The 21,980-nt window shown below is 37.6% G+C and carries 22 protein-coding genes and 1 other RNA gene; 13 read left to right on the top strand and 10 right to left on the bottom strand.

Annotation, left to right across the window (positions count from 1 at the left end; all coding sequences use genetic code 11):
• Positions 1-17: 17 nt before the first annotated feature.
• Positions 18-2,705 (bottom strand): PBP1A family penicillin-binding protein, encoded by a 2,688-nt coding sequence (locus QNH17_RS20625; RefSeq protein ID WP_283874807.1) that lies wholly within the window; start codon positions 2,703-2,705, stop codon positions 18-20.
• 29 nt (positions 2,706-2,734) lie between these two features.
• Positions 2,735-3,349, bottom strand: a complete 615-nt coding sequence (gene recU / locus QNH17_RS20620) for a Holliday junction resolvase RecU (protein ID WP_283874806.1) — start codon at positions 3,347-3,349, stop codon at positions 2,735-2,737.
• Between the two features lie 195 nt (positions 3,350-3,544).
• Here recU and QNH17_RS20615 point away from each other — a divergent pair, with 195 nt between their 5' ends.
• The 3 genes from QNH17_RS20615 to QNH17_RS20605 all read left to right on the top strand — a co-directional run bounded on the left by QNH17_RS20615 (position 3,545) and on the right by QNH17_RS20605 (position 5,568).
• Positions 3,545-4,522: a DUF2515 domain-containing protein gene (locus tag QNH17_RS20615; RefSeq protein ID WP_283874804.1), complete on the top strand. Its 978-nt coding sequence runs from the start codon at positions 3,545-3,547 to the stop codon at positions 4,520-4,522.
• 345 nt (positions 4,523-4,867) lie between these two features.
• A complete protein-coding gene (locus tag QNH17_RS20610; protein ID WP_283874803.1) occupies positions 4,868-5,131 on the top strand; it encodes a hypothetical protein in 264 nt (87 codons plus the stop codon).
• Between the two features lie 80 nt (positions 5,132-5,211).
• Entirely contained in the window at positions 5,212-5,568 is a 357-nt protein-coding gene (locus tag QNH17_RS20605) for a DUF1798 family protein (protein ID WP_283874802.1), read from the top strand.
• Positions 5,569-5,602: 34 nt separating this feature from the next.
• Here the strand turns inward: QNH17_RS20605 and yppF are convergent, their stop codons facing one another.
• The gene (gene yppF, locus QNH17_RS20600; protein WP_283874801.1) at positions 5,603-5,812 is read right to left on the bottom strand and encodes a YppF family protein; all 210 of its coding nucleotides are present in this window, start codon (positions 5,810-5,812) and stop codon (positions 5,603-5,605) included.
• A gap of 191 nt (positions 5,813-6,003) precedes the next feature.
• On the opposite strand from yppF, the gene QNH17_RS20595 reads away from it, so the two are divergent.
• The gene (locus tag QNH17_RS20595; RefSeq protein WP_283874800.1) at positions 6,004-6,567 is read left to right on the top strand and encodes a YppG family protein; all 564 of its coding nucleotides are present in this window, start codon (positions 6,004-6,006) and stop codon (positions 6,565-6,567) included.
• 53 nt (positions 6,568-6,620) lie between these two features.
• Here the strand turns inward: QNH17_RS20595 and QNH17_RS20590 are convergent, their stop codons facing one another.
• Positions 6,621-7,100, bottom strand: a complete 480-nt coding sequence (locus QNH17_RS20590) for an Hsp20/alpha crystallin family protein (protein ID WP_283874799.1) — start codon at positions 7,098-7,100, stop codon at positions 6,621-6,623.
• A gap of 186 nt (positions 7,101-7,286) precedes the next feature.
• Between QNH17_RS20590 and hcp the strand changes: the two genes are divergently transcribed.
• Positions 7,287-8,585 carry a hydroxylamine reductase gene (gene hcp / locus QNH17_RS20585; protein WP_283874798.1) on the top strand — a complete coding sequence of 433 codons (1,299 nt, stop codon included), beginning with the start codon at positions 7,287-7,289 and terminating at the stop codon, positions 8,583-8,585.
• Positions 8,586-8,624: 39 nt separating this feature from the next.
• On the opposite strand, the gene QNH17_RS20580 is transcribed toward hcp, so the two are convergent.
• Positions 8,625-9,323: a Crp/Fnr family transcriptional regulator gene (locus QNH17_RS20580; protein WP_283874797.1), complete on the bottom strand. Its 699-nt coding sequence runs from the start codon at positions 9,321-9,323 to the stop codon at positions 8,625-8,627.
• Between the two features lie 208 nt (positions 9,324-9,531).
• Here QNH17_RS20580 and QNH17_RS20575 point away from each other — a divergent pair, with 208 nt between their 5' ends.
• The 8 genes from QNH17_RS20575 (at position 9,532) to QNH17_RS20535 (ending at position 19,095) form a co-directional block, all read left to right on the top strand.
• A complete protein-coding gene (locus tag QNH17_RS20575) occupies positions 9,532-11,808 on the top strand; it encodes a DEAD/DEAH box helicase (protein ID WP_283874796.1) in 2,277 nt (758 codons plus the stop codon).
• Positions 11,809-11,825: 17 nt separating this feature from the next.
• Positions 11,826-13,082: a ribonuclease H-like domain-containing protein gene (locus QNH17_RS20570; protein WP_283874795.1), complete on the top strand. Its 1,257-nt coding sequence runs from the start codon at positions 11,826-11,828 to the stop codon at positions 13,080-13,082.
• Between the two features lie 431 nt (positions 13,083-13,513).
• Positions 13,514-13,966 (top strand): CotD family spore coat protein, encoded by a 453-nt coding sequence (locus QNH17_RS20560; RefSeq protein ID WP_283874794.1) that lies wholly within the window; start codon positions 13,514-13,516, stop codon positions 13,964-13,966.
• A 130-nt stretch (positions 13,967-14,096) separates the two neighbouring features.
• Entirely contained in the window at positions 14,097-14,654 is a 558-nt protein-coding gene (locus QNH17_RS20555; protein WP_283874793.1) for an SLOG family protein, read from the top strand.
• Between the two features lie 143 nt (positions 14,655-14,797).
• Entirely contained in the window at positions 14,798-15,100 is a 303-nt protein-coding gene (gene gpsB / locus QNH17_RS20550) for a cell division regulator GpsB (RefSeq protein ID WP_026563881.1), read from the top strand.
• Between the two features lie 79 nt (positions 15,101-15,179).
• Positions 15,180-15,585, top strand: an RNA gene (gene rnpB, locus QNH17_RS20545) — RNase P RNA component class B.
• A gap of 372 nt (positions 15,586-15,957) precedes the next feature.
• On the top strand, positions 15,958-17,115 hold the full coding sequence (locus QNH17_RS20540) for a THUMP domain-containing class I SAM-dependent RNA methyltransferase (protein ID WP_283874792.1): 1,158 nt from the start codon (positions 15,958-15,960) through the stop codon (positions 17,113-17,115).
• A gap of 57 nt (positions 17,116-17,172) precedes the next feature.
• Positions 17,173-19,095, top strand: a complete 1,923-nt coding sequence (locus tag QNH17_RS20535; RefSeq protein ID WP_283874791.1) for an ATP-dependent DNA helicase — start codon at positions 17,173-17,175, stop codon at positions 19,093-19,095.
• 43 nt (positions 19,096-19,138) lie between these two features.
• Here the strand turns inward: QNH17_RS20535 and QNH17_RS20530 are convergent, their stop codons facing one another.
• From QNH17_RS20530 to QNH17_RS20510, 5 genes are read right to left on the bottom strand one after another with little or no spacing between them, the layout of a single operon-like run.
• Positions 19,139-19,438: a metal-sulfur cluster assembly factor gene (locus QNH17_RS20530; protein ID WP_283874789.1), complete on the bottom strand. Its 300-nt coding sequence runs from the start codon at positions 19,436-19,438 to the stop codon at positions 19,139-19,141.
• A 13-nt stretch (positions 19,439-19,451) separates the two neighbouring features.
• Complete coding sequence (locus QNH17_RS20525) at positions 19,452-20,696, bottom strand: hypothetical protein (RefSeq protein WP_283874787.1); 1,245 nt, start codon at positions 20,694-20,696, stop codon at positions 19,452-19,454.
• A 15-nt stretch (positions 20,697-20,711) separates the two neighbouring features.
• Positions 20,712-20,918 carry a DUF2249 domain-containing protein gene (locus QNH17_RS20520; RefSeq protein WP_283874786.1) on the bottom strand — a complete coding sequence of 69 codons (207 nt, stop codon included), beginning with the start codon at positions 20,916-20,918 and terminating at the stop codon, positions 20,712-20,714.
• An 18-nt stretch (positions 20,919-20,936) separates the two neighbouring features.
• On the bottom strand, positions 20,937-21,170 hold the full coding sequence (locus QNH17_RS20515) for a DUF2249 domain-containing protein (protein ID WP_283874784.1): 234 nt from the start codon (positions 21,168-21,170) through the stop codon (positions 20,937-20,939).
• A 40-nt stretch (positions 21,171-21,210) separates the two neighbouring features.
• Positions 21,211-21,903, bottom strand: coding sequence for a Crp/Fnr family transcriptional regulator (locus tag QNH17_RS20510; protein ID WP_283874782.1), 693 nt, complete (start codon positions 21,901-21,903; stop codon positions 21,211-21,213).
• Between the last annotated feature and the right edge of the window lie 77 nt (positions 21,904-21,980).

The raw sequence follows: 21,980 nt of genomic DNA, 5'->3' as shown, positions 1-21,980 counted from the left end.
TTTTCTGATTGCTAGGTTTAGCCAGGAGTTCCTACTGCAGGCTGCTCGCCTGTCCCGTTGTCAACTGGAGTATCTGGTGGGGTGGTTCCTTCTCCATTTCCTTGATCCCCGCCGTTGTCACCTGTGCCATCACCAGTACCAGTACCAGTACCAGTTCCGTTTCCATTGCCAGTACCATTGCCAGTACCAGTTCCGTTATCGTTACCATTGCCGTTACCGTTACCGTTACCATTGCCGTTACCGTTACCAGTACCAGTACCATTACCGTTGCCAGTACCAGTTCCATTTCCATTTCCATTTCCATTTCCGTTCCCTGGCGGGGTGCCTGGTTCGGTACTCGTGCCTGGGTTAGTTTCTTGGGCTGGAATTTCAAGGGTTGTCGTTACAGGGTCGCTTTGTCTATCTCCACTAATCGCAATAATGGTGAAGGAATACTTCGCACCCGGTATCGCTGGAATAGTTAATGACGTTTCTGCTTGAGTATATTGTTTCTGTTCTGTCCCGTTATCCACTGTAATAGAGAAAGTAATATTGGATTTTTTAGAGTGCTTCCAAGATAATCCAATCGTATTACTTGCCTGATCATAATTTGCATTTAGATTTTTTGGAGCAGCTAGTTTGTCATACTTTGTGGAAACTCGATTAGGTGAGTGACCCTTCACAGCATACTCTGTAATAATTTGACTTGATGGTGTGTATTCACTTGCTAAAACTGGAGGCATGGAGCCTCTCTCAATCCTTACTCTTTGTACGCTGCTAGGCATTTTAAAGTCAGGTGTATCAATATCCTTCGATACATGTTCCATTACATTCTTAAAAATTAATTGCGCTATACGTTGATTATTTCCAACCGCATTAATAGGGGTGCTCCGATTTTTATAACCTGTCCAAATGGATGCGGTGTAATTGGTGGTATAACCGGTGAACCATGCATCAGGAACAGATCTGCTGCTTGGAATATCCCATTTTTGAATTTCTTCATCTGTATAGTTAGTTGTACCTGTCTTACCGGCAATGTCAAGTCCAGGAACATCCGCTCTTGTTCCTGTACCAGGATATTCGAGAACACTTTCCATCATACTTGTAATCATAAAAGCAGTAGAGTCTTTCATTACTACCTTCGGTTCTGGAGCAGTGCTTATCACAGTACCATCACGGAGTTTTATTTTCCTAATCGCATGAGGTTTTGTGTAAATACCTTTATTACCAAATGCACTGTAGGCACCTGCCATTTGCAGAGGGGATACACCCGTTTTAAATCCACCAATTGCATAGGATTCAAAAATTTCCTTTAATGGGATACCTAAATTCACTGCAAAGTCTTTTGCTTTATCAAGACCAACTTGTTGCAATGCTTGAACAGCTGGTGAATTTCGTGATAATTGCAATGCCGTTCTAATGGTCATTGCTCCTTTATAGCTTTGGTCCCAGTTCCCAAACTTTTTCCCAGAAGAATAAGTAATGGGTTTATCTTCAATCATTTCATAAGTTCCCCAGTTTAAATATTCAATTGCAGGCGCATAATCAAGAACTGGTTTAATAGTTGACCCAGGTTGACGCTGAGTATCAATTGCATAGTTAAATCCACGTTTGACTTTTTGATTTCTGCCGCCTCCAATGGCACGGATTTCACTTGTTTTTGTATCTAGAAGAGCAACCCCGGCTTGGAAATCATCATCCGGATAGTCAATCACGTCATTTTTATTAAGGATGTCCTCTACATAGGATTGTGCATTCGGATCAAGTGTTGTATGAATCGTTAAGCCATCAGTAAAAATATCAAAATCAGATGTTTCATTCACTTCATCAATGACTGCATCGACAAATGAATCAAAGGGTTTCTCTTTGACCTCTCGCTCTTTTTCATTTAAGACGGTATCTTTAACTGACACTTTTTTCGCATCTTCCATCGCTTGTTTAGAAATATATCCATGCTGATGCATTAACGTTAAGACAATGTTTCGTCTTTTTTCAGCTAAATCAGGATGATCGAAAGGGTTATAATTATTTGGACTTTGCGGCATCCCTGCAATTTGGGCCGCTTCTGCAAGAGTTAAGTCCTTTAATTCTTTTCCATAGAAAATTTTTGCAGCGGTAGCAATCCCATGACTATTTTCAGAAACATATACCTTATTTACATACATTTCAAAAATTTGATGCTTTGTATATTGCTGTTCCAATTGATAAGAAAGCCAAGCTTCTTCAACTTTCCGCTTTAAGGTTTTTTCAGGAGTTAAAAATGAGTTTTTAACCACTTGTTGAGTAATGGTGCTGGCACCCTCAGAACCAAAGCCATGTTGGATATTTGCTAGAATAGCGCCACCTAATCGAATCGGATCAATTCCATGGTGCTTGTAAAAACGATAATCTTCTGTTGCTAAAATCGCATTTTCGACTACCGGCGGAATATCCTTATAGTTTACATATTCCCGATTAACAGCACCCACTTCTGTTACAAGTTTGTCATCTTTATCTAAAATCTTCGAAGGGATTGGATCTTTTAATAATTTCGGGTCAAGTACGGGAGCATCTTTTACTAAGTAAGCGAAAGTACCCACACCAGCCAGTATCCCAACAATTCCAAGAGCTACTAATGTTAAAAAAATTTTCTTTACAAGTCCTCCAGATTTTTTCTTGGCTTTTGGTTTACCTTTAGATTGGAGCTTCTTTCTGCGCTCCTCTCTTGATTGGTATTGTTCAGACATTGTAATATTCCTTCCTTTCGAGCCTTTTCTCAATTGTAAAGCTTATCTATAATTTTAATATAGTCAATTCGGGGTTGAAAACCAAGTGGAATCAGATGTCCCTGTTGTTCTACTTCTTCTTTTGTAATTGATTTTCTGCCTCCACTTGTCATCCGCTCCCAAAAAGTTAACAAGTGTTGTGCTTCAAGTAAGAAAACTTGTTCAAACTTTGTAAAACGAAGGATAACAAAACATATACCTCCTTGATTGAGAACTTCTTCCATATGCTGTATCTGGTGTTGATGAAAATTTTTTAATGGAAAAGAGGTGGGATTCTGCGTTTCTTTTGCTTCGAAGTCAATATACCTTCCTTTATAAACACCATTGTAATCCGTCGTTGATGCTAGTTTGAAATAAGCTTCTTTAATCACAGCTGCACTTCGATTGGGATAATCAACTTGGACTATTTGCACAGGTGTTGGTTTCTTGTGAATAACTGCTAGTTTTCTCTCTCGGTAATATTCATTTGTTTCATTTAAATCTTCTTCTAGCGTCATACCTCTGTTACTATAAGAACTATTTTTCCTTTTTTTACTTGTACTTTCAGTGTCTGTGCCTTGTTCTTTAGGTATGTACCTTTTTCCATTTGGATAGTTAAAATTCACTTTTTTACACCTCTCAAGCTATTCCTTATCATATCAAATCTTAGCAAGATTGGGGTGTATAAAATACTTTTGCATACACAGGCTAATAACAATTGTACCGAGAATGCTGAATTTATACATGATGCATTATTCATAAAAGGAACAAACGCTAAAATTGTACTAATAATCTATTAAAAAACATAAGGGAAGATGAATATGAATCATCTTACAATACAGGAACAAACAATCATTCGTCAAATACGAGAAGAAACGAATAAAAAAAATGCCGATAATATCTCAAGGACAGAAGCATATTTATCTTTTTTTAAAAAAAATCCGGATATCATTTGGGCTTTCTTAGCAAGCATGGTTTCAAGAAATGGAGGATGGAATATGTGTGACCTGCAAGGGTCTATCTTTCCTCATTTGATCACAGACATGACGAGAAAACAGCTTTTTCTAACCTATGAACGGGCAAATTGGCTTATTTTCCATGATGCCTATCCTCAGTTGTTGGTCTATCAATATTCGACGAAAATGAATCGACAAATGTTTCATTTACTTCCTTATTTTCATGTTTCAACGTTTATCCAAAAGGAATGGTATCGATATTGGAAAGAAAACGATAAGAATAGGCTAACTACTTGTTTAATCATAAATGAGCAAAATGTCATTCAAACGCCTGTAATAGAACACCCTGTTTATAAAAAAAAGGTTTTCCAAACAAAGCTTTTTTCATTTCAGGATTGGCTTCATTTCAGCTGTGTATTGTTTCCAACATGTGGAGGAGAATTATACGGTGCTAGTGTCAATGGCTTCAAATCACTTTCGAAAAGAATCAATTTAGGTAAACGACTTGCCAATATTCTTTTTCACCCGCGACTCTTTCCTTATTTTTATGAGTTTGCAGTAAAAACGCCTCATACTGGTTCAAGATATGATTATGAACAATATTTTAAATTAAAAACAGGTCAAAAAACACCGATTTTACGAGCGACCTTTCCAATTATAGAGCATAATCAACATAAATTTGAAGATTGGAGTTTGCATCGAAGGGTTTCCCCTAGGTGGTTATACTTTCCCGTTGACAATCGTCATCCGATTCATTTGACAGATTGGTACTTTACCAAATCAAATCAACTTCAACTAATACTGGCACTCCAAAAGACCTTGCAGTTAAAAAAGTTGAATTAGAAAAAGCAAGGGAAGTTTCCCCTTGCTTTTTTGGGCTTTATTCAGCTGGACGATTTTCACCGACAAGCTTTTTATCACCGTAGCCAGTCTTTTTTACTTCATCGGCTGGTTTTGTTTGCTGATTTTTGTTTTGTTTATTATTTTTTGGCATTAATAGCACCTCCAATAATAGAATGTGCGCTTTTTAAATTTTCATGCAAGTTAAGTTGGTGTCGAACCCTTAAGGGAAAAATGCCATTTTACCACTACCTTTGGCGAATAGAAACTAGTTTTGTCAAGGCAGAAGGAAGCAAAAGAAAGAAAGAGAATTATACTAAATAGAAAATGCTGGGAGGGGTTTGATTGATGAATAAGCCATTGTCCGATAAAGAAAAGTTGATTTCAATGCTTACAGAAATATATGATCAATTAGAAGACTTGGAAGTGGTGCTAGAAGCATCCTTCTCAGACCTGCGAAAAAGTTTGGACCAGGAAGAACAGGATAAGATAAGGGAATCCAAACAAAAATTATTTGGAATACAACAAACAATGGATAAAGTTAACTCTATTTCAAACCTAGAATTAGCCGGTGAGCCTTACAACTTGAATTGGGCTTTTAATTGCCGTTAAAATAACAATATCAATTAAAGTAGCATGGAATAAAAATTCATGCTGCTTTTTTATTTTTGGGAGGAAGGTTTTTTTTCGAGATGTCTGAAGAAATTATTGTTCTAACAGAAAAACTACTAACTTTTAACAGCTTATTCATGAAATATTATCAAGAGGGGCGAACAGCAGGGATTAAGTATGATTTTCATGAAGTCATAAAGCCATTTGCAAATGAAGTTAAGGATATAAATGACCGATGGAAACTGGCTATGAAAAAATGGATTTCAGACTCCAACCATAAATATCTTCATTTAAAGCAAATTGACACTACTTCTGAGCATATTGATCAACTTTCAATCCAAGCCTTTTTCCCAGAGACCAGTAAATCAAGGTTTATTAATGCAAATCGTACGGTTGAATATTTTCTTCTAGAAATATTAAAAGAGATGAAAAAATAGCAAAAGAGATGCAGCTGCATCTCTTTTATCTGTATTAAGAATGTTCGATGAGGGAGTCTTTATGATCCGTTTCAGGTATTACCGCGCCCTGTTTTTCAAGTTCACGGACAAGAAGACGATATTCTTTAATATTAATATCGTTATGAATATACGCTTTCTTAGCAAAATCCATTAATGCATTAACATCATCAGTTGTATAATCCCTGCTTTGAATAAATTTGCTTTTTAATTCGCGAATGTCCATCTCTATTAGCTCCTCCTTCATCCTTTTTTCTATCGTATCACGAAAGTAATGGATTTCTAGTTTTTAAAATATTTAAACTTTAGACAAAATTCTTGTCATTATGACATTGGGAATCTTTTCTGGAGGATTCACCATTCCTTCCTTTTCTTCATAAAGTGTAGTAGATAAAAATGCGGAGGAGATGTTTGCCCATGTTTGGAAAGAAAAGACCAACCAATTACTTCAATAATGGATATCCGGGGCAAATGATGCACCAAGGTCCAGTTGGTCAGTATAGAAATCAGCAGCACTTTACTAGTAATCCACCATACGTATATCAAAGTCCACCTCAAAACTTTGATTGGACATTATACCAACAACAAAATCAACAAAACCCATATTATCAGCAAGCTTACCCGCCCTATATGCAAAACTATCAACAAGGTCACGTTTCTCAAGGTCCTTCGTACAATAGCCAGCCATTTTCACAAACGGATTCGCAATTCCTTTTCCAGAATCCATTACAGCCGCAAGAAAAGATGGTACAAAAACCACAGTACGCTCCAATGAATGGATATCCAGCGATGAATCCATATCCTAAACAAAGTGCAATCCCCAAACAGCCGGGAGGGGTCCAATCCTTTATGAACTCTTTTAAATCCCAGGATGGATCGGTAGATATTAATAAAATGGTTAACACAGCCGGACAGATGATGAATGCTGTTAATCAGGTGAGCTCGCTTGTCAAAGGATTTGGTGGAATATTTAAAGCGTAAAGAAAAAGACGGCTGCTGGTAAGCCGTCTTTTCATGTGGAGAAATATTGTTGTCTACTCCTCAATTTCAATCATTTTCCCTTTTTCCTGTGGAATTCGGACTTTTAATAAACCATCACGATAGGAAGCTTTCACATTTTTCTCGTTAATTGTGTGAGGAAGGGAGATGGTTCTGGATGACTTTTGTTGTAAGTATTTTCGTCGATAAATCTGGTTATTCTCATCTTCGGCTGTTTCAATTTCTCTATTTTCCACAGAAATAGTTAAATAATTACCTGAGATATTTAATTGAATCTGCTCCCGTTTAATCCCAGGCAGCTCAGCTGAGATGATATATTCGTTACCTGTTTCAATTGTGTCAACATGGAAGTTTGCCCCTGGTGGAAATGGACTTTTGAAAAAATCATCGATTGACTGTAAAAAGCCCTTAATCGGTTTTTCATGGAAAAATTCGTTCATCGTTTTCATTAAATCACCAAAAGAATCTGTTCTTGGCTTTTTTGAATTCTTATCATTCGGCACCATAGATGACATATGGATTCCCTCGCTTTCCAGTTTTTCAATTGCCAGTATATGCGAATAAAACTGGGTATGTGCCGCCATAAAATAACGATTTTGAACGATTTATTACAATTGCTTCAGATGTGACCTATATCACATTTAAAGTGTGGGTTGATTAGTATAGTAAAGCAGAAAAGAAATGGAAAGTGAGGAAATAAAATGTTCTGTTATCAATGTGAACAAACTCCAACTGGCGGCTGTAATGTAATAGGAGTATGTGGAAAAGATGAGACCATTGCTAGTTTACAAGACACAATTATCTTTGCTTTAAAAGGAATTGCAGCATATCGGACACACGCAAATCAATTAGGGTATACAGATTCCTTTGTAGATGCGACCACACATGAAGCTTTATACATGACCTTAACGAATTCCAATTTTAATATTCAAGAACATATTGACATGGCGATGAAGGTCGGTAAATCAGTGGTTCGTGTAATGGAGATGCTGGATGAAGCTCATACAACCCGACTTGGAATTCCTGAACCAATCCGGGTCAGCCAAAATAAGATTGAAGGAAAATGCATAGTCGTTACAGGGCACAACTTATTTGCTTTGGAGGAATTATTAAAGCAGACAGAAGGAAGGGGGATCAATATTTATACCCACTCCGAAATGCTCCCTGCTCACGGTTATCCAGCGTTGAAAAAATATGCCCATTTAAAAGGAAACATCGGGAAAGCTTGGTATGATCAGCGTCGTTTGTTTGAAAAATTTCCAGGAGCCATCCTAGCGACAACAAACTGTGTTATGCCCATCAAAGGAAGCTACGCTGACAGAATGTTTACATATGAAGTGGCTGGACTTGAAAATGTAGAGAAGATTATCAATGATGATTTTGCCCCATTAATTAACAGAGCCTTAGAACTACCTGATGCTGCCATAGAATCTGATGAAACATTACTTACCGGTTTCCATCATGAAACGGTCCTAGGCTTAGCACCAGAAGTAATCGATGCGGTTAAAGCAGGAAAAATCAAACGTTTCTTTGTCATCGCAGGCTGTGATGCCCCAGGTCCTGGCGGTAATTATTACCGGGAGCTTGCTACATCACTCCCACCGGAGACTGTAATATTAACAACCTCGTGTGGAAAATTCCGCTTCAATGATGTCGACTATGGAGTTGTGCCGGGGACGAATATTCCAAGGTATATCGATTTAGGCCAATGCAATAACTCTGGATCAACAGTAAAAATTGCACTCGCGCTTGCAGATGCATTTGGATGCGAAGTGAATGAACTTCCAGTCAGCATTGTTTTGTCATGGTTTGAGCAAAAGGCCGTCGCGATTTTACTCGGTCTATTTAGTCTTGGGATACAGGATATTCGAATTGGTCCAAAACCGCCTGAATTTATATCTGAAGGTGTGTTACAGGTTCTACAGGATACCTTTAATCTAAAATTGATTGGTACAGCACAAGAAGACATGCAAGATATACTTAAATTATCATTAACATAAAGTAAACAAAACCGCAGCATCGAGTGGCTGCGGTTTTGTTTATATTAGATGGATCTCTTCCATGAGAATTTCAACATCTACAATCATGTTGCCTTTATCATCTACTTCAATTAATTCATCCTTTTTCATTTTTGTCAGTGTTCTGCTAATGGTTTCCCTAGTTGTCCCTATCATATTAGCAAGATCCTTGTTCGTAAATTCCGATTTTAAGAGGATAGTCCCATCTTCTTGTTCTTTTCCATGTTTTTGCGCAATTCGGATCAGAAGTTTTACAATTTGCTCATAGGTATTATTTAGGATTTGCTCTTCCAAACGGTTTTGTAAATCAACGATTTTTTCTCCCAACACTTTAAACACTTTAATACATAGCTCTGGGTTTTCAATCAAAACGGTTTCAAATTTTGAAATTGGAACAGTAATTAGTGTTGATGGCTCAAGTACTTCTGCATAGGCAGGATAATCACCTTTTCTGAAAAAGCCTACATGGGGGAACATCTCGCCTTTTTGGGCAATAGCAACAATTTGTTCTTTGCCGTTAATGTCGCTTTTGTAGATTTTGATTTTTCCGTCATAAATAAAATAAACATTTTCAAGCGGGTCACCTTGGAGAAATACATGGCTTTGCTTTTTCCATTCTCTGGAGATGGCGATATCAGTTATTTTTGTTAGTTCAAATTCATTTAATTCTCGAAAAAGAGTAAAATCAGAGAGCACCTTTTTTATTTCTTCAATTTTCATTCAATCACCTTCACAGTCATTGTCAGTTATTATCTATTGTAACAAAAATTTAAGAAATAGTTTATGGTATTAATAAAGGTTAAGGAATAGATTGACCTTTTTATAAAAGAGGAAAAAGATACCACTGGAATAAAAGCATAAATTTATCATTTTTACTTTTGTTGCGAACGCTTATTCGGTTAGAATAGAAGTAATGAGGTGAGAGGGCATGAAATTAAGAAAAAACCTACAAGAAATATTAACGGACTTAAAAATAAATGATCAATTCAAGGAAAATATCGTAACTTGGCATACACTCGAAGAAAAGCAGGCTCAAACAGTTCCGCTTCCCAATGACCTTCATCCAGCATTAAAATCTGCATTAAATGGCAGGGGAATAGAACAACTGTATACACACCAAAACGCAGCCTATGAAAAAATTAGGGACCGTAAAAGTATTGTTGCAGTAACTCCGACAGCTTCAGGGAAAACCCTATGTTATAATCTGCCAGTCTTGCAAACAATCCTAGCAAATCCAAGCGCACGCGCCCTTTATATGTTTCCTACTAAGGCTCTAGCACAAGATCAAAAGAGCGAAATCAATGAAATTATACAAGCAGCCGGTATAGACATCAATAGTTATACGTATGATGGGGATACGCCAGCAAATATTCGTCAACGAGTAAGACAAGCAGGTCACGTGGTGATTACGAACCCAGATATGCTACATTCAGCTATTCTACCGCATCATACAAAATGGGTTTCCTTGTTTGAAAACCTTAAATTTGTTGTCATAGATGAACTTCATACGTATCGCGGTGTGTTTGGCAGCCATGTAGCCAATGTAATTAGAAGGCTAAAACGGATTTGTAAATATTATGGAAGTAACCCTGTGTTCATTTGTACTTCCGCAACAATTGCGAATCCACTAGAGTTAGCCGAAACCCTTACAGAAGAAAAAATGCACCTGATTGATAACAATGGGGCCCCTAGTGGTACAAAGCATTTTCTCTTCTATAACCCGCCTATCGTAAACAAGCCGTTAAACATTCGGAGAAGCGCCACGCTAGAGGTGCGGAAAATTGCAGGGGAACTATTAAAAAATAAAATTCAAACAATAGTCTTTGCGAGAAGCAGAGTAAGAGTTGAAATCATCCTAACCTATTTGCAAGAATTAGTGAAAAACCAATTGGGTGCAAAGTCTATAATGGGCTACAGAGGCGGATATCTCCCAACCGAAAGAAGGAAGATAGAAAAAGATCTCCGTTCTGGTGAGATTTACGGTGTAGTCAGCACGAATGCTCTAGAACTAGGGGTGGACATTGGACAGTTGCAAGTTTGTATTATGACCGGCTATCCAGGTACCATTTCCAGTGCTTGGCAGCAAGCGGGAAGAGCCGGAAGAAGGCATAGTGAAGCACTTGTTATTATGGTAGCAAGTTCTAGTCCACTTGATCAATATATCATCCAGAATCCTGATTACTTTTTTAATAAAAGCCCTGAAACAGCAAGAATAAATCCAGACAATCTTATTATCTTAATCGATCATATGAAATGTGCTGCCTATGAACTTCCGTTTAAAGCTGGAGAGCAATTTGGAAGCGTGGAAACAGAGGAATTGCTAGAATACTTAACCGAGGAACGTGTTCTTTATCATAACAGCGGAAAGTGGTATTGGATGAATGATTCCTTCCCTGCACATAACATTAGTTTGCGATCGGCATCACAGGAAAATGTCATCATTGTTGACCAATCTGATGTGGCCAATGTCAAAGTTATTGGAGAAATGGACCGCTTTTCTGCGATGACGCTTCTCCATGATGAAGCCATTTATTTACATCAAGGTACCCAATTCCAGGTTGAAAAACTCGATTGGGAAGAGAAAAAGGCGTTCGTAAGGGAAGTAGATGTAGACTATTTTACTGATGCAAATTTAGCCGTCCAATTAAAAGTGCTTGAAGTGGACAAACTTCAAGAATTAGACGAGGCGGAATTTGGCTATGGGGATGTTAGTGTACGAGCGATGGCAACCATATTTAAAAAAATAAAATTTGAAACACACGAAAATATTGGGTCCGGACCAATCCATTTGCCTGAAGAGGAGCTGCACACCAATGCAGCATGGATTTCCTTAAACCAGCCTTTGTCTGAATTGGGCCATGAGCGACTCGAACAGGGGCTTGTTGGGACGGCCCACGCACTAAACCATATTGCCCCCTTATTCGTAATGGCGGACCCACAGGATATTCATGTTATACCACAGGTGAAGGCAGATCATAATGAAAAGCCAACCATTTTCTTTTATGACCGCTACCCAGGCGGGATTGGCTTAAGCGAAAAAATACACATGGGAATGTCAGAAGTATTTATCGAAACAAAGAAAATGATTAACGGATGTCAGTGTGAATATGGCTGCCCATCCTGCATTGGTACGGACACAATTAGTGAAGCAGCGAAAAAGGATGTTTTAAAAATAATTGAAGCATTTTTAAATTCCTCAATATAGGAGAAGGAAGATTAGCGATGTCGTTAAAAAATAAATTAAATCGTTTAAAACCACATCTTTCTGTTGGGGGATCATCAGAAAAAATGAATACTCCTCTAAAAACAGCTAACATTGAGGTTCCCTTCAAGGAAAAATGGGAACATGCAAACGTGTTTCCGTTTTTTTTAGACGAGGATTACTGTTTAATCAGAGAAGTGAAATATCCACTCTCACATCAGCACGGGCATTACTGTTTTCGGGATTTCCTCACTGCAGTCGACATTTGGAACAAACAACCCGTCAATCATCCATTATCTGCCGAAGGACATCAAGCGGAGGAATTATTCTTTTTTGATACCGAAACAACGGGGCTTGGAGGCGGAGTAGGAAATACCATTTTCCTTCTCGGCTATGCCAGCGTATCGGGCGATTCCCTCATCTTAAGACAACATATTTTACCTAATCCGGGTGCCGAAGTTGCTTTATATCAAAGCTTTCTAGAGAAAGTCAATTATAAAACGCTCGTGACCTATAATGGGAAGTCATTTGATTGGCCGCAGGTAAAGACTAGACATACCCTTGTTCGAGAACATGTCCCCAAGCTGCCACAGTTTGGACATTTTGATTTGTTTCATGCGGCGAAGAGACTTTGGAAGCATAAATTAGAGCGTTTGAAGTTAGCTGTCGTTGAGAAAGAGGTACTTGGTGTGGAAAGAGTCGATGATATTCCTGGCTTTTTAGCTCCAATGATTTATTTTGATTTCATTGATAGTAAACAACCAGATGGGATGATGGGCATTCTAAAGCATAATGAAATTGATATTTTATCGCTTGTTACCTTATACACACATATCACGTTCCAGCTTTGCGGGCTTGATACTGATCAGACCAGGCCGGAGTCTTTTGAGGTAGGGCGCTGGTTTGCAGCTTTAGGTGAAAAAAATCAGGCTGAGAAAGTATTAACCCAACTTGTTAATGGAAGTGATATGACATCCTTTCAAGCTAAATTTTCTTTAGCTTTACAACGCAAAAAAGAAAAAGATTGGGTAAAAGCGGAGAAACTATTTTCAGATGTTGCAGATTCGGGTAATAAACGGTTGATGTTAGAAGCCTGCTTAGAACTTGCAAAAATATATGAACATAGAATAAAAGATTATAAACTTGCTATAGAATACTGTCAGAAAGCGATTATGCTTGTGTCTCAATCGGAACAAACATCCATAATTTCAGGCCACTGCAGTCTAGAACAACTGCAATTCAGGCTTAAGCGGTTAGAGCGGAAAATGGCAAAATAACTAGAAAAATAATTAACTTTTTTAAAGTTCACTTTTTTGTCAAAAAATCTTTGTAATTTGTTTGAAAAACCAGTATTTCCATATTGTTAATTAAAGCTGAAAGTTGTAAAATTTGAAATTGGATTGAAAAAAATGAAATACAAAACATTTGGAGCTGGTTATATGTATAAAGCAATTTTATTTTTATTTTTCGTTGTCGTATGTTTGACTGCAGTTATTTTTACAAGTTTAAAAGATAGCTTTTATTCTTTTCTATAAATAAAACATATGCCTAGAATATTTTGTTTTAAGCTAGGCATATTTATACATATTTAAATAGAAATTAAGGAAATAAACTGTTGCCAAGGAAAAATAGGTATTTTCATTAGTACAAGAGTAATCCCTTCAACATAGGCTGTAATGTAAACAAAATTCTGAAGGGAGATTTTCATATGTATCTTGGAACTAATATTACGCCGCCTGTTATTCATCCGACTCAACAATTTGTGAACCATACGTTTTCAACAACAGTGGTTCCCCATATTCACCCTGTCCACACAACAACGGTGAATCATCATTTGTTTCAACATAAGCATTACTGCCCACAAACTGCTTCATGTGCTGAAGAGGTATGCAATCAGCATATTAACTGCTGTAACCCATGTGCTCCAATAGCTCCACTGCCAGCAACTCTGCCGGCTGCAAATGCTTTACCAAACGCTATGCCAGGAGGCCCAGGTTTCGGTCCAGGAGGCCCAGGATTTGGTCCAGGAATGGTTGGCCCAGGAGGCCCAGGATTTGGTCCAGGAATGGTTGGCCCAGGAGGCCCGGGATTTGGTCCAGGAATGGGCGGTCCAGGAGGCCCAGGATTTGCACCAGGACCATTCATGGGACCTAGACGCTAATAGTTAATAGTTGATTACAGGGGCTTTTTAGCCCTTGTTTTTTATTTATTATTACTACATGATATGCTATTCTTGTCCAAATGTTTATCCATTTTTAAAAAAATTCCTATATTGAGGAGAACATTTTTAGATGAAAGTTCTAGCCATATCAGGTTATAAACCGTTTGAATTAGGGATTTTTAAGAATGATCATCCGTCGGTTTTATTTATTAAGGCTGCTTTAAAGAAATCATTACTTCCAATGATGGAAGAAGGATTAGAGTGGGTGCTGATCAGTGGTCAGTTAGGCGTGGAGCTGTGGGCTGCTGAGGTTGTCTTTGAACTGCAAATGGAATTTCCTGATGTAAAGCTAGCGGTGATCACTCCATTTTTAGACCAGCAAGCATCATGGAAGGAAAATAACCGGGAATGGTATGAGTCGATCCTTGCTCAAGCAGATTTCATTGATTCTGTTTCGAAAAAGGTATATGAAAAACCTTGGCAATTTCGGTTGAAAAATCAATTTTTTATTGAAAAAAGTGATGGACTCCTCCTTCTGTACGATCAGGAAAAAGAAGGGAATCCAAAATTTATTTATGAAATGGCTTTGGAATACCGAAAGAAACATCCATACTCCATTGAACTTATAACATTTTATGATTTACAAATGATTGTGGAAGAAGAACAAATGAAACTGTCTGATTTTTAGGTTTTAGTCATTTTTACGGTGGTTATTCCATATATTGAATTGTTTTAAAAATCATAATACTGACAATACAAATGAAAATTGACAAAACTACATATTTTTGAAAAAATAATAGGTAGTGATTGGCAAATACTGAGGTGAATGGAATGCTGTCAGATAAAGTGAAATTAACAGCGAAGGATATTTTAGAAAAAGAGTTTAAGTCTGGAGTACGCGGTTATAAACAAGAAGATGTTGATAAGTTCTTAGATCTAATCATTAAAGACTATGGAACTTTTCATCAGGAGATTGAAGATCTTCAACAGGAAAATCTTCGGCTCCGGAAACAGCTTGAGGAAACATCAAAAAGGCAGCCAGCAGCTCAACCTGCAGGAACAACAAATTTTGATATCTTGAAGCGTTTATCCAATCTTGAAAAACATGTTTTTGGTAACAAGCTTTATGATTAACAAAAAATAGGAAGATTTCCTGTTAATAACCATTGAATTACCAGCGTGAAATACATATAATAAATTGTATTCATTAATAACGTTCGGGTAATCGCTGTAAGATGCATTTGCTTTCTTGCAGAGGAAAGTCCATGCTCGCACGAGCTGAGATGCTCGTAGTGTTCGTGCCTAGTGAATTCATAAGCTAGGGCAGTTGGGGCTAGCATCCAACTGACGGCCGGGAAAATACCTAAGTCCTTTTTAGGATATGGTATGAATACCTATAAAAGTGCCACAGTGACGTAGCCTTTCCAGAAATGGGAAGGGTGGAACGGGTAAACCCCACGAGCGAGAAACCCAAATAATGGTAGGGGCACTTTCTCTGAGGAATTGAACAAGGAGAAGGACAGGCTCAAATTTGAGCCTGTAGATAGATGATTACCACCTAAGTACGAGACACACCCGTGTCGTTTGTAGTACACTGGTACAGAACATGGCTTACAGAACGTTATTAATGGGAATGTATGCTGGATATAAACGGCTCTCCTAATAAGGAGAGCTTTTTATTATTATTATATGTTTGTAAAGGTTATTGTTTAATTTGGCACCCTGTTGATTGGAGCGGAAGGCACGAAGACTCCTGCGGGAGGACGGGGCAGGGGAGACCCCGCAGGAGCGCAGCGACGAGGAGGCTCCCCGAACCGCCCGCGGAAAGCGAAGTGCCTGGAGCGGAAATCAACAGGACAATTTAACAGAGACATTATTATAGATAAACATATTGCATTCATTAACTAGTTTTTGTCCATAATGAAAGCGAATGAAAGATAATTTTATAAACACAACCATACATACTAATGAAATGAATTAAGGGTGAAAAAATGGGAAAATATCAAATAATAGCTACTGCGGCCATGGGGCTGGAGGCTTTAGTTGCCAAAGAAGTCCGGGCATTGGGATATGAATGTGAAGTTGAAAATGGAAAGGTCACTTACACAGGGGATGAATCTGCAATCGCACGCAGTAATTTATGGCTACGGACAGCAGATAGAATAAAGATAAAGGTCGGAGAATTTAAGGCGTTTACCTTTGATGAACTATTTGAAAAAACTAAGGCACTTCCATGGGAGAAATTCTTACCTGAAGATGCTGAATTTCCTGTGGTTGGTAAATCCGTTAAGTCAAAGCTTTTCAGTGTTTCTGATTGCCAGGCAATTGTTAAAAAGGCTGTTGTGGAACGGATGAAACAACACTATAAGCGAAGTACATGGTTTGAAGAAAACGGTGCTTATTTTCGCATCGAAGTGGCATTACTAAAAGACGTCGCCACTATAACCATTGACACAAGTGGTCAAGGGCTGCATAAACGCGGTTATCGAGTGGATCAAGGTGAGGCACCCCTAAAGGAAACCCTTGCAGCTGCGCTGGTTTTGCTCACTAATTGGAAAGCAGACCGTCCCTTTATGGACCCTTTCTGTGGTTCTGGAACGATTCCGATTGAAGCAGCAATGATCGGGCAAAATATTGCACCAGGCTTTAATAGGGAGTTTGTATCGGAACGATGGAATTGGATCCCAGCGCAAGTTTGGGATGACGCTAGAAATGAAGCGGAGGACTTAGCAAATTATGATCAGCCATTAGATATTTTAGGGACAGATATCGACCATAGAATGGTGAAAATTGCCCAAGATAATGCTTTTGAGGCTGGATTTGGGGACTTGATCCAATTTAAGCAAATGCAGGTTAGAGACATTTCTACAAATAAGCAATACGGTGTCATTGTTGGGAATCCCCCTTATGGTGAAAGACTCGGGGAGAAAAAAGCAGTCGAACAGATGTATAAAGAAATGGGCGTTGCATTCAATACACTTGATACATGGTCTAAATATATCTTAACTTCTAACGAGCAGTTTGAACAATTTTATGGTAAACCCGCGACAAAAAAGCGAAAACTTTTTAACGGCTTTATTCGTACGGATCTTTATCAATATTGGGGAAAGAAACCTCCTCGTCAAGATGATTTAAATCAAGACAAGTAATTCGAATGAATCATTATTTTTGTTGAATTATATGAAAGTTTTTTTGGGGAGGGTACCATGCAAAAACGTATGCCATTTGAGATTGCAAAAACTGAGTCCTTTTATGAAAAATTGGGTGAATGGATCGGGGATTTATTCTATGATATATTGCCCGAAGCAGGATTCGAATTAAGAGATGAACAGATATATATGGCTTTTCAACTAGAAAATGCCTTCAAAGATAAAAAAGTGATGTTTGCTGAAGCAGGAGTTGGAACGGGGAAAACAATTGTTTACTTGCTTTATGCGATCATGTATGCCCGCTATACGAATCGCCCGGCTGTCATTGCTTGTGCAGATGAGACTTTAATTGAGCAATTGGTGAAAAAAGAGGGAGATATCGCAAAATTAGAGAAGGTTCTCGGACTAGATATCGATGTCCGCTTGGCTAAATCTCGAGATCAGTATCTCTGTTTAAAAAAGTTGGATCAAACGAAGAACAATGATTTCTCCGATGAGATTGCAAGTATATATGAAAACCTGCCTGATTTTGTGCATACTGTTGGCTCCATGCAAACCTTTGAAAAATATGGCGACAGAAGGGACTATCCAACTTTATCTGATGAGATGTGGAGTGAAGTTAGCTGGGATGCTGTACAGGATTGTTTTTCTTGTGAGAAGCGTCACCGCTGTGGGCTGACCTTGCACAGAGAGTATTACCGCCACTCTGAGGATTTAATTATCTGTTCCCATGATTTTTATATGGAGCATATTTGGACAAAAGAATCGAGAAAACGTGAAGGACAGCTGCCGTTATTACCCGAACATTCTTCCGTTGTTTTTGACGAAGGACACCTTCTTGAATATGCGGCACAGAAAGCGTTAAGCTATCGTTTTACGGATTATACCTTAGAAACACTGCTTACAAGACTAATGGAAAATGAAGTCCGTGAAAAGACCTTATATACAATAGAAGAGGCTTTATTAGATAATGAAGCATTTTTCGATGGTATTTCACAATTCTCATCACTTTCACAGGGGTCTGAAAAACAAATGATTACTAAGCATCCACTAGTAATGAAGACATGCAGGAAACTTCTGTCCACTCTACAATCATTAGAAGAGGAATTAGTATTTGAAAGTGAACTATATGTTATTAATGAATACGATTTGAAAATTGTTGAGGAATACTTAGAACAAATCACTTATTCTTTATCACTTTTTCTTCAGGAGTTAAATGGAATTACTTGGTTCGAAGAAAAAGGGGGAGAACGGACACTAGTTATTATGCCAAAAATGGTTGAAGAAGTAATGCGGGAAGAAGTATTCACACAGAAAAAACCGTTTATTTTCTCGTCTGCAACGCTCGCAAATCAAAAATCATTCGATTACATTTCATCGAGTCTTGGTGTTGATGACTATCTATCATTCTCAGTGTCATCTCCTTTTGATTATGATGATAAAATGGACCTTTACCTGCCTGCCTTTAAACATGCGGACATGGACGGAAAAATTAACTATATTTTAAAGGCAATTCACGAATCTGAAGGGCGTGCATTAATACTTCTCAATAATAAAGTTGAGTTAGCATATCTTAAGAAAAATCTTTCTGGAGAAGTCCCATACCCTATTTATTTTGAAGGCGATGAAGAAATAAGCACACTTGTTTCTAAATTTCAGAATGAAGAACATGCAATTCTTTGTTCGATCCATCTGTGGGAAGGTTTAGATATTCCAGGGAGGTCGCTTGAAAATGTGATGATCTTTTCGCTTCCATTTCCACCGAATGATCCTGTCTTTACGGCAAAAAAGGCGGGCGTGGATAACCCGTTTGCCGAGGTTGAATTACCGTATATGCTCCTTCGGTTACGCCAAGGGGTGGGACGCTTGATTCGGAGTGAAAAGGATCAAGGGGCGGTCCATATTTTTGTAAATGAAAATATCGACCCAGACTTATTAGAGAGAGTTAAAGAAGTTTTACCTACTGAAGCTAAAGCATAATAAAAAACGGAAGTACCTTAAATGGTGCTTCCGTTTTCATATATTATCTTCCTAATAATTTGAGTCCTTCAGGGGTCATTTTATCTGGAGACCATGCTGGTTCCCAAACCAGGTTAACATCTACTTTTTTTGTTTCTTCCATCCCTTCAACACTGTAACGCACCCCGCTTGTTATGCTGTCATGGAGCGGGCAGCCTGGTGTCGTTAACGTCATTGTAATCGTAACATCATTTAATTCTGTAATTTCAATATTATAAATTAAGCCGAGGTCGACTACATTTATGTTAAGCTCAGGATCGTAAACAGTTTTTAACGCACTAATAATTTTTTCTTTGATATTCATCATAAACACCTCACTATTTTTTTAAAACTCGAAGGATACTGAATGCAATAATAATAAATACAATCGACAGGATGGTCTGACCGACATTAAACAGAACAGTTATATGAAAAGTTAAGGCACAAAAGACTGCCAGAATCGCAACGATAAATATTGAAAACAAGGGGGTAACGATTTTTTCATTCATCATTTCTTTTAAAGAAGGGACCTTGCTTTTTCCTATTTCCTTACTATATTTATATGTCCACCATAGAAATGGAACGATTTTATATAAATAACTAACAATACATAAGACGATCCAGAGTAATAAATAAGCGTAAACAAGCACTCCTATAAGGCTCGTGAATTGGTGATTCCATAGTATGATAAGTGCAGCCAAATGAATCAAATTTCCTAATCCAATCGCAACTAGTGCGAACGTAAATGGTTTATCTAGCGTTTTTTTTAATCGTTTTTTGATAATAAGGCTAATATGCCAGCTAAAAATAGTAAAACCAACGAAAAGTAAAAAGAATCCTATTTTCAATAGCAGATTGTTATTAGTAAAGAATGCAATCAGTGATAGGACTAGACCAGAAATATAAAACGCAAATACATATTTTGCTTGGACCATCGGAAACCCATGGGATAAGGAAAACATCGGCACCATTTTGTAAGAGAATCCGAAAATTAATAATGTAAACCAGCCTGTAATCCCCATTAGCAAATGAGCTTTAAAGATGGCTTGATAATATTCACCAGCAAAACCTGTTTTTAAGCAATATATTAGTGTAATCCCTAAGGAAATGGTAATGAATAAACAAACTAGCGCTGAACCAACAAAAGCAGTAAGAATAGTTGGCTTTGCTTGTGATTTAAGGGTCATAAACATTTGGAATAAGAACATTAAGATCCCAAGCAGCATGAGGATTCCAGGCAGCATCGCATTTTGCGGCGACCAATATAACATCCCTGAAAAAGAAACAATTCCAATAGCCGTTACGAAGAATTGAATAAATCCGAATTTTTCATTCCATATTTTAGTTAGGAAAACAACTGATACCAATTGATACATCGATCCCATGGCCGCCATTAATGACCAGCCCAAAACTAATAAATGGGCTGAAGACCAGATGACAGGAATTCTAAAATTCCCTGAAGCCATTAATTGACCATTGACTAATAGTAAAATTTGCGAAAGTACTAATGCAATTAAACTAAACAAAATAAATGAAAATGGAAGTTTAATATTTGTTTCACTTCCCAAATTTTGAGGAAGCATGATCATTCACCCCGTTTACCGGAAGATTTCAATTTTAAAACTTTCGTCACTTTGTTGTTCTGTTCGTTGTTGATAACCCAATTCCTCAAGTTGCTCATAAAGAAACATGGGTCTTCTATCATTTATGATTGTTAATGTTTCATTTTCTCCTAGGATTTCCAAGGCAGCTAATGTTCTCATCATTGGTTGAGGCGGTTCTAAACCGCGATTATCTAAAATCATACAATTTCCCCTTCTTCCTTAAGCTTTCTTTGTGAAAGTTACTTTCCAATGCATCTTATCAATTTCTTCTTCCTCGTGGGTGAAGCCTTTTGCTTTTAATACAGTGAAGAGTGGTACGGGTTTAAAAGGGGCATGAAGAATAAAAATATCATTTCCTTTTAACTCCTTAATTGCCTCAATAATTTTTTGGAAGGGTTCAATTTTATTCTTTAAATCTTCTCGTACATCTAGTTCAATAATTCTCTGCTCCATAGCATTTACAACTCCTTTTTATATAATCGAGATCAATTTATTAATAGAACAATTCCTGTTGAAGTGCTTCCCGGTCGATCAGATAAAAACCTTGTTCATCAAGCGCAACAAAGTTTTTCTTTTTCACTTGATTAATCGTTCTACTTACCGTTTCTCTTGAAGTACCAATCATATTAGCTAGTTCACGATTGGTGAACTGTGTGGTGAGTCTATAACGACCATCAACCATTTCGCCATTAGATTTACAAAGTCTAATTAGTAGTAAAATAATTTGTTCAAAAGTATTATGGAGTACTTGTGCTTCTAATCTTCCTTGTAAATCTACTATTTTTTCTCCCAATACTTTAAAGAGTTTAATGCAAAGCTCTGGGTAGGTAATTAGGATATTTTCAAACTTAGCAATCGGAATAATAATAAGATTGGCATCCTCCATCACTTCAGCATGGGCTGGAAAATTGCCCTTTCTGAAAAATCCTGCATGTGGAAACATTTCGCCAGGCTCAAGGACGGAAATTAGTTGTTCTTTACCTGATAAGTCTGTTTTGCAAATCTTAATCTTCCCACTATGAATAAAAAAGACTCGGTCAAGTGGATCCTCCTGCATAAAAACATACATCTTTTGTTTAAAAAAACGAGTTTGTGCAATCTTTACGATTGGCTCTAGTTCTTCTGCTGACAGTTCTTTAAAGATAGGGACAACAGATAATCTTTTAATTATGTCCTCTTGCCTCATTAACATCACCTTCGTATTAGTAAATCTGATTTAGTTAGATTTTATCAATGTTTAACCAATAATAATGTGACCTCCAT

The organism is Neobacillus sp. SuZ13 (assembly GCF_030123365.1).
Taxonomy (GTDB): Bacteria; Bacillota; Bacilli; order Bacillales; family Cytobacillaceae; genus Neobacillus.
The sequence above is the reverse complement of the archived record's forward strand: the minus strand, read 5'-3'. Positions and strand labels throughout refer to the sequence as shown.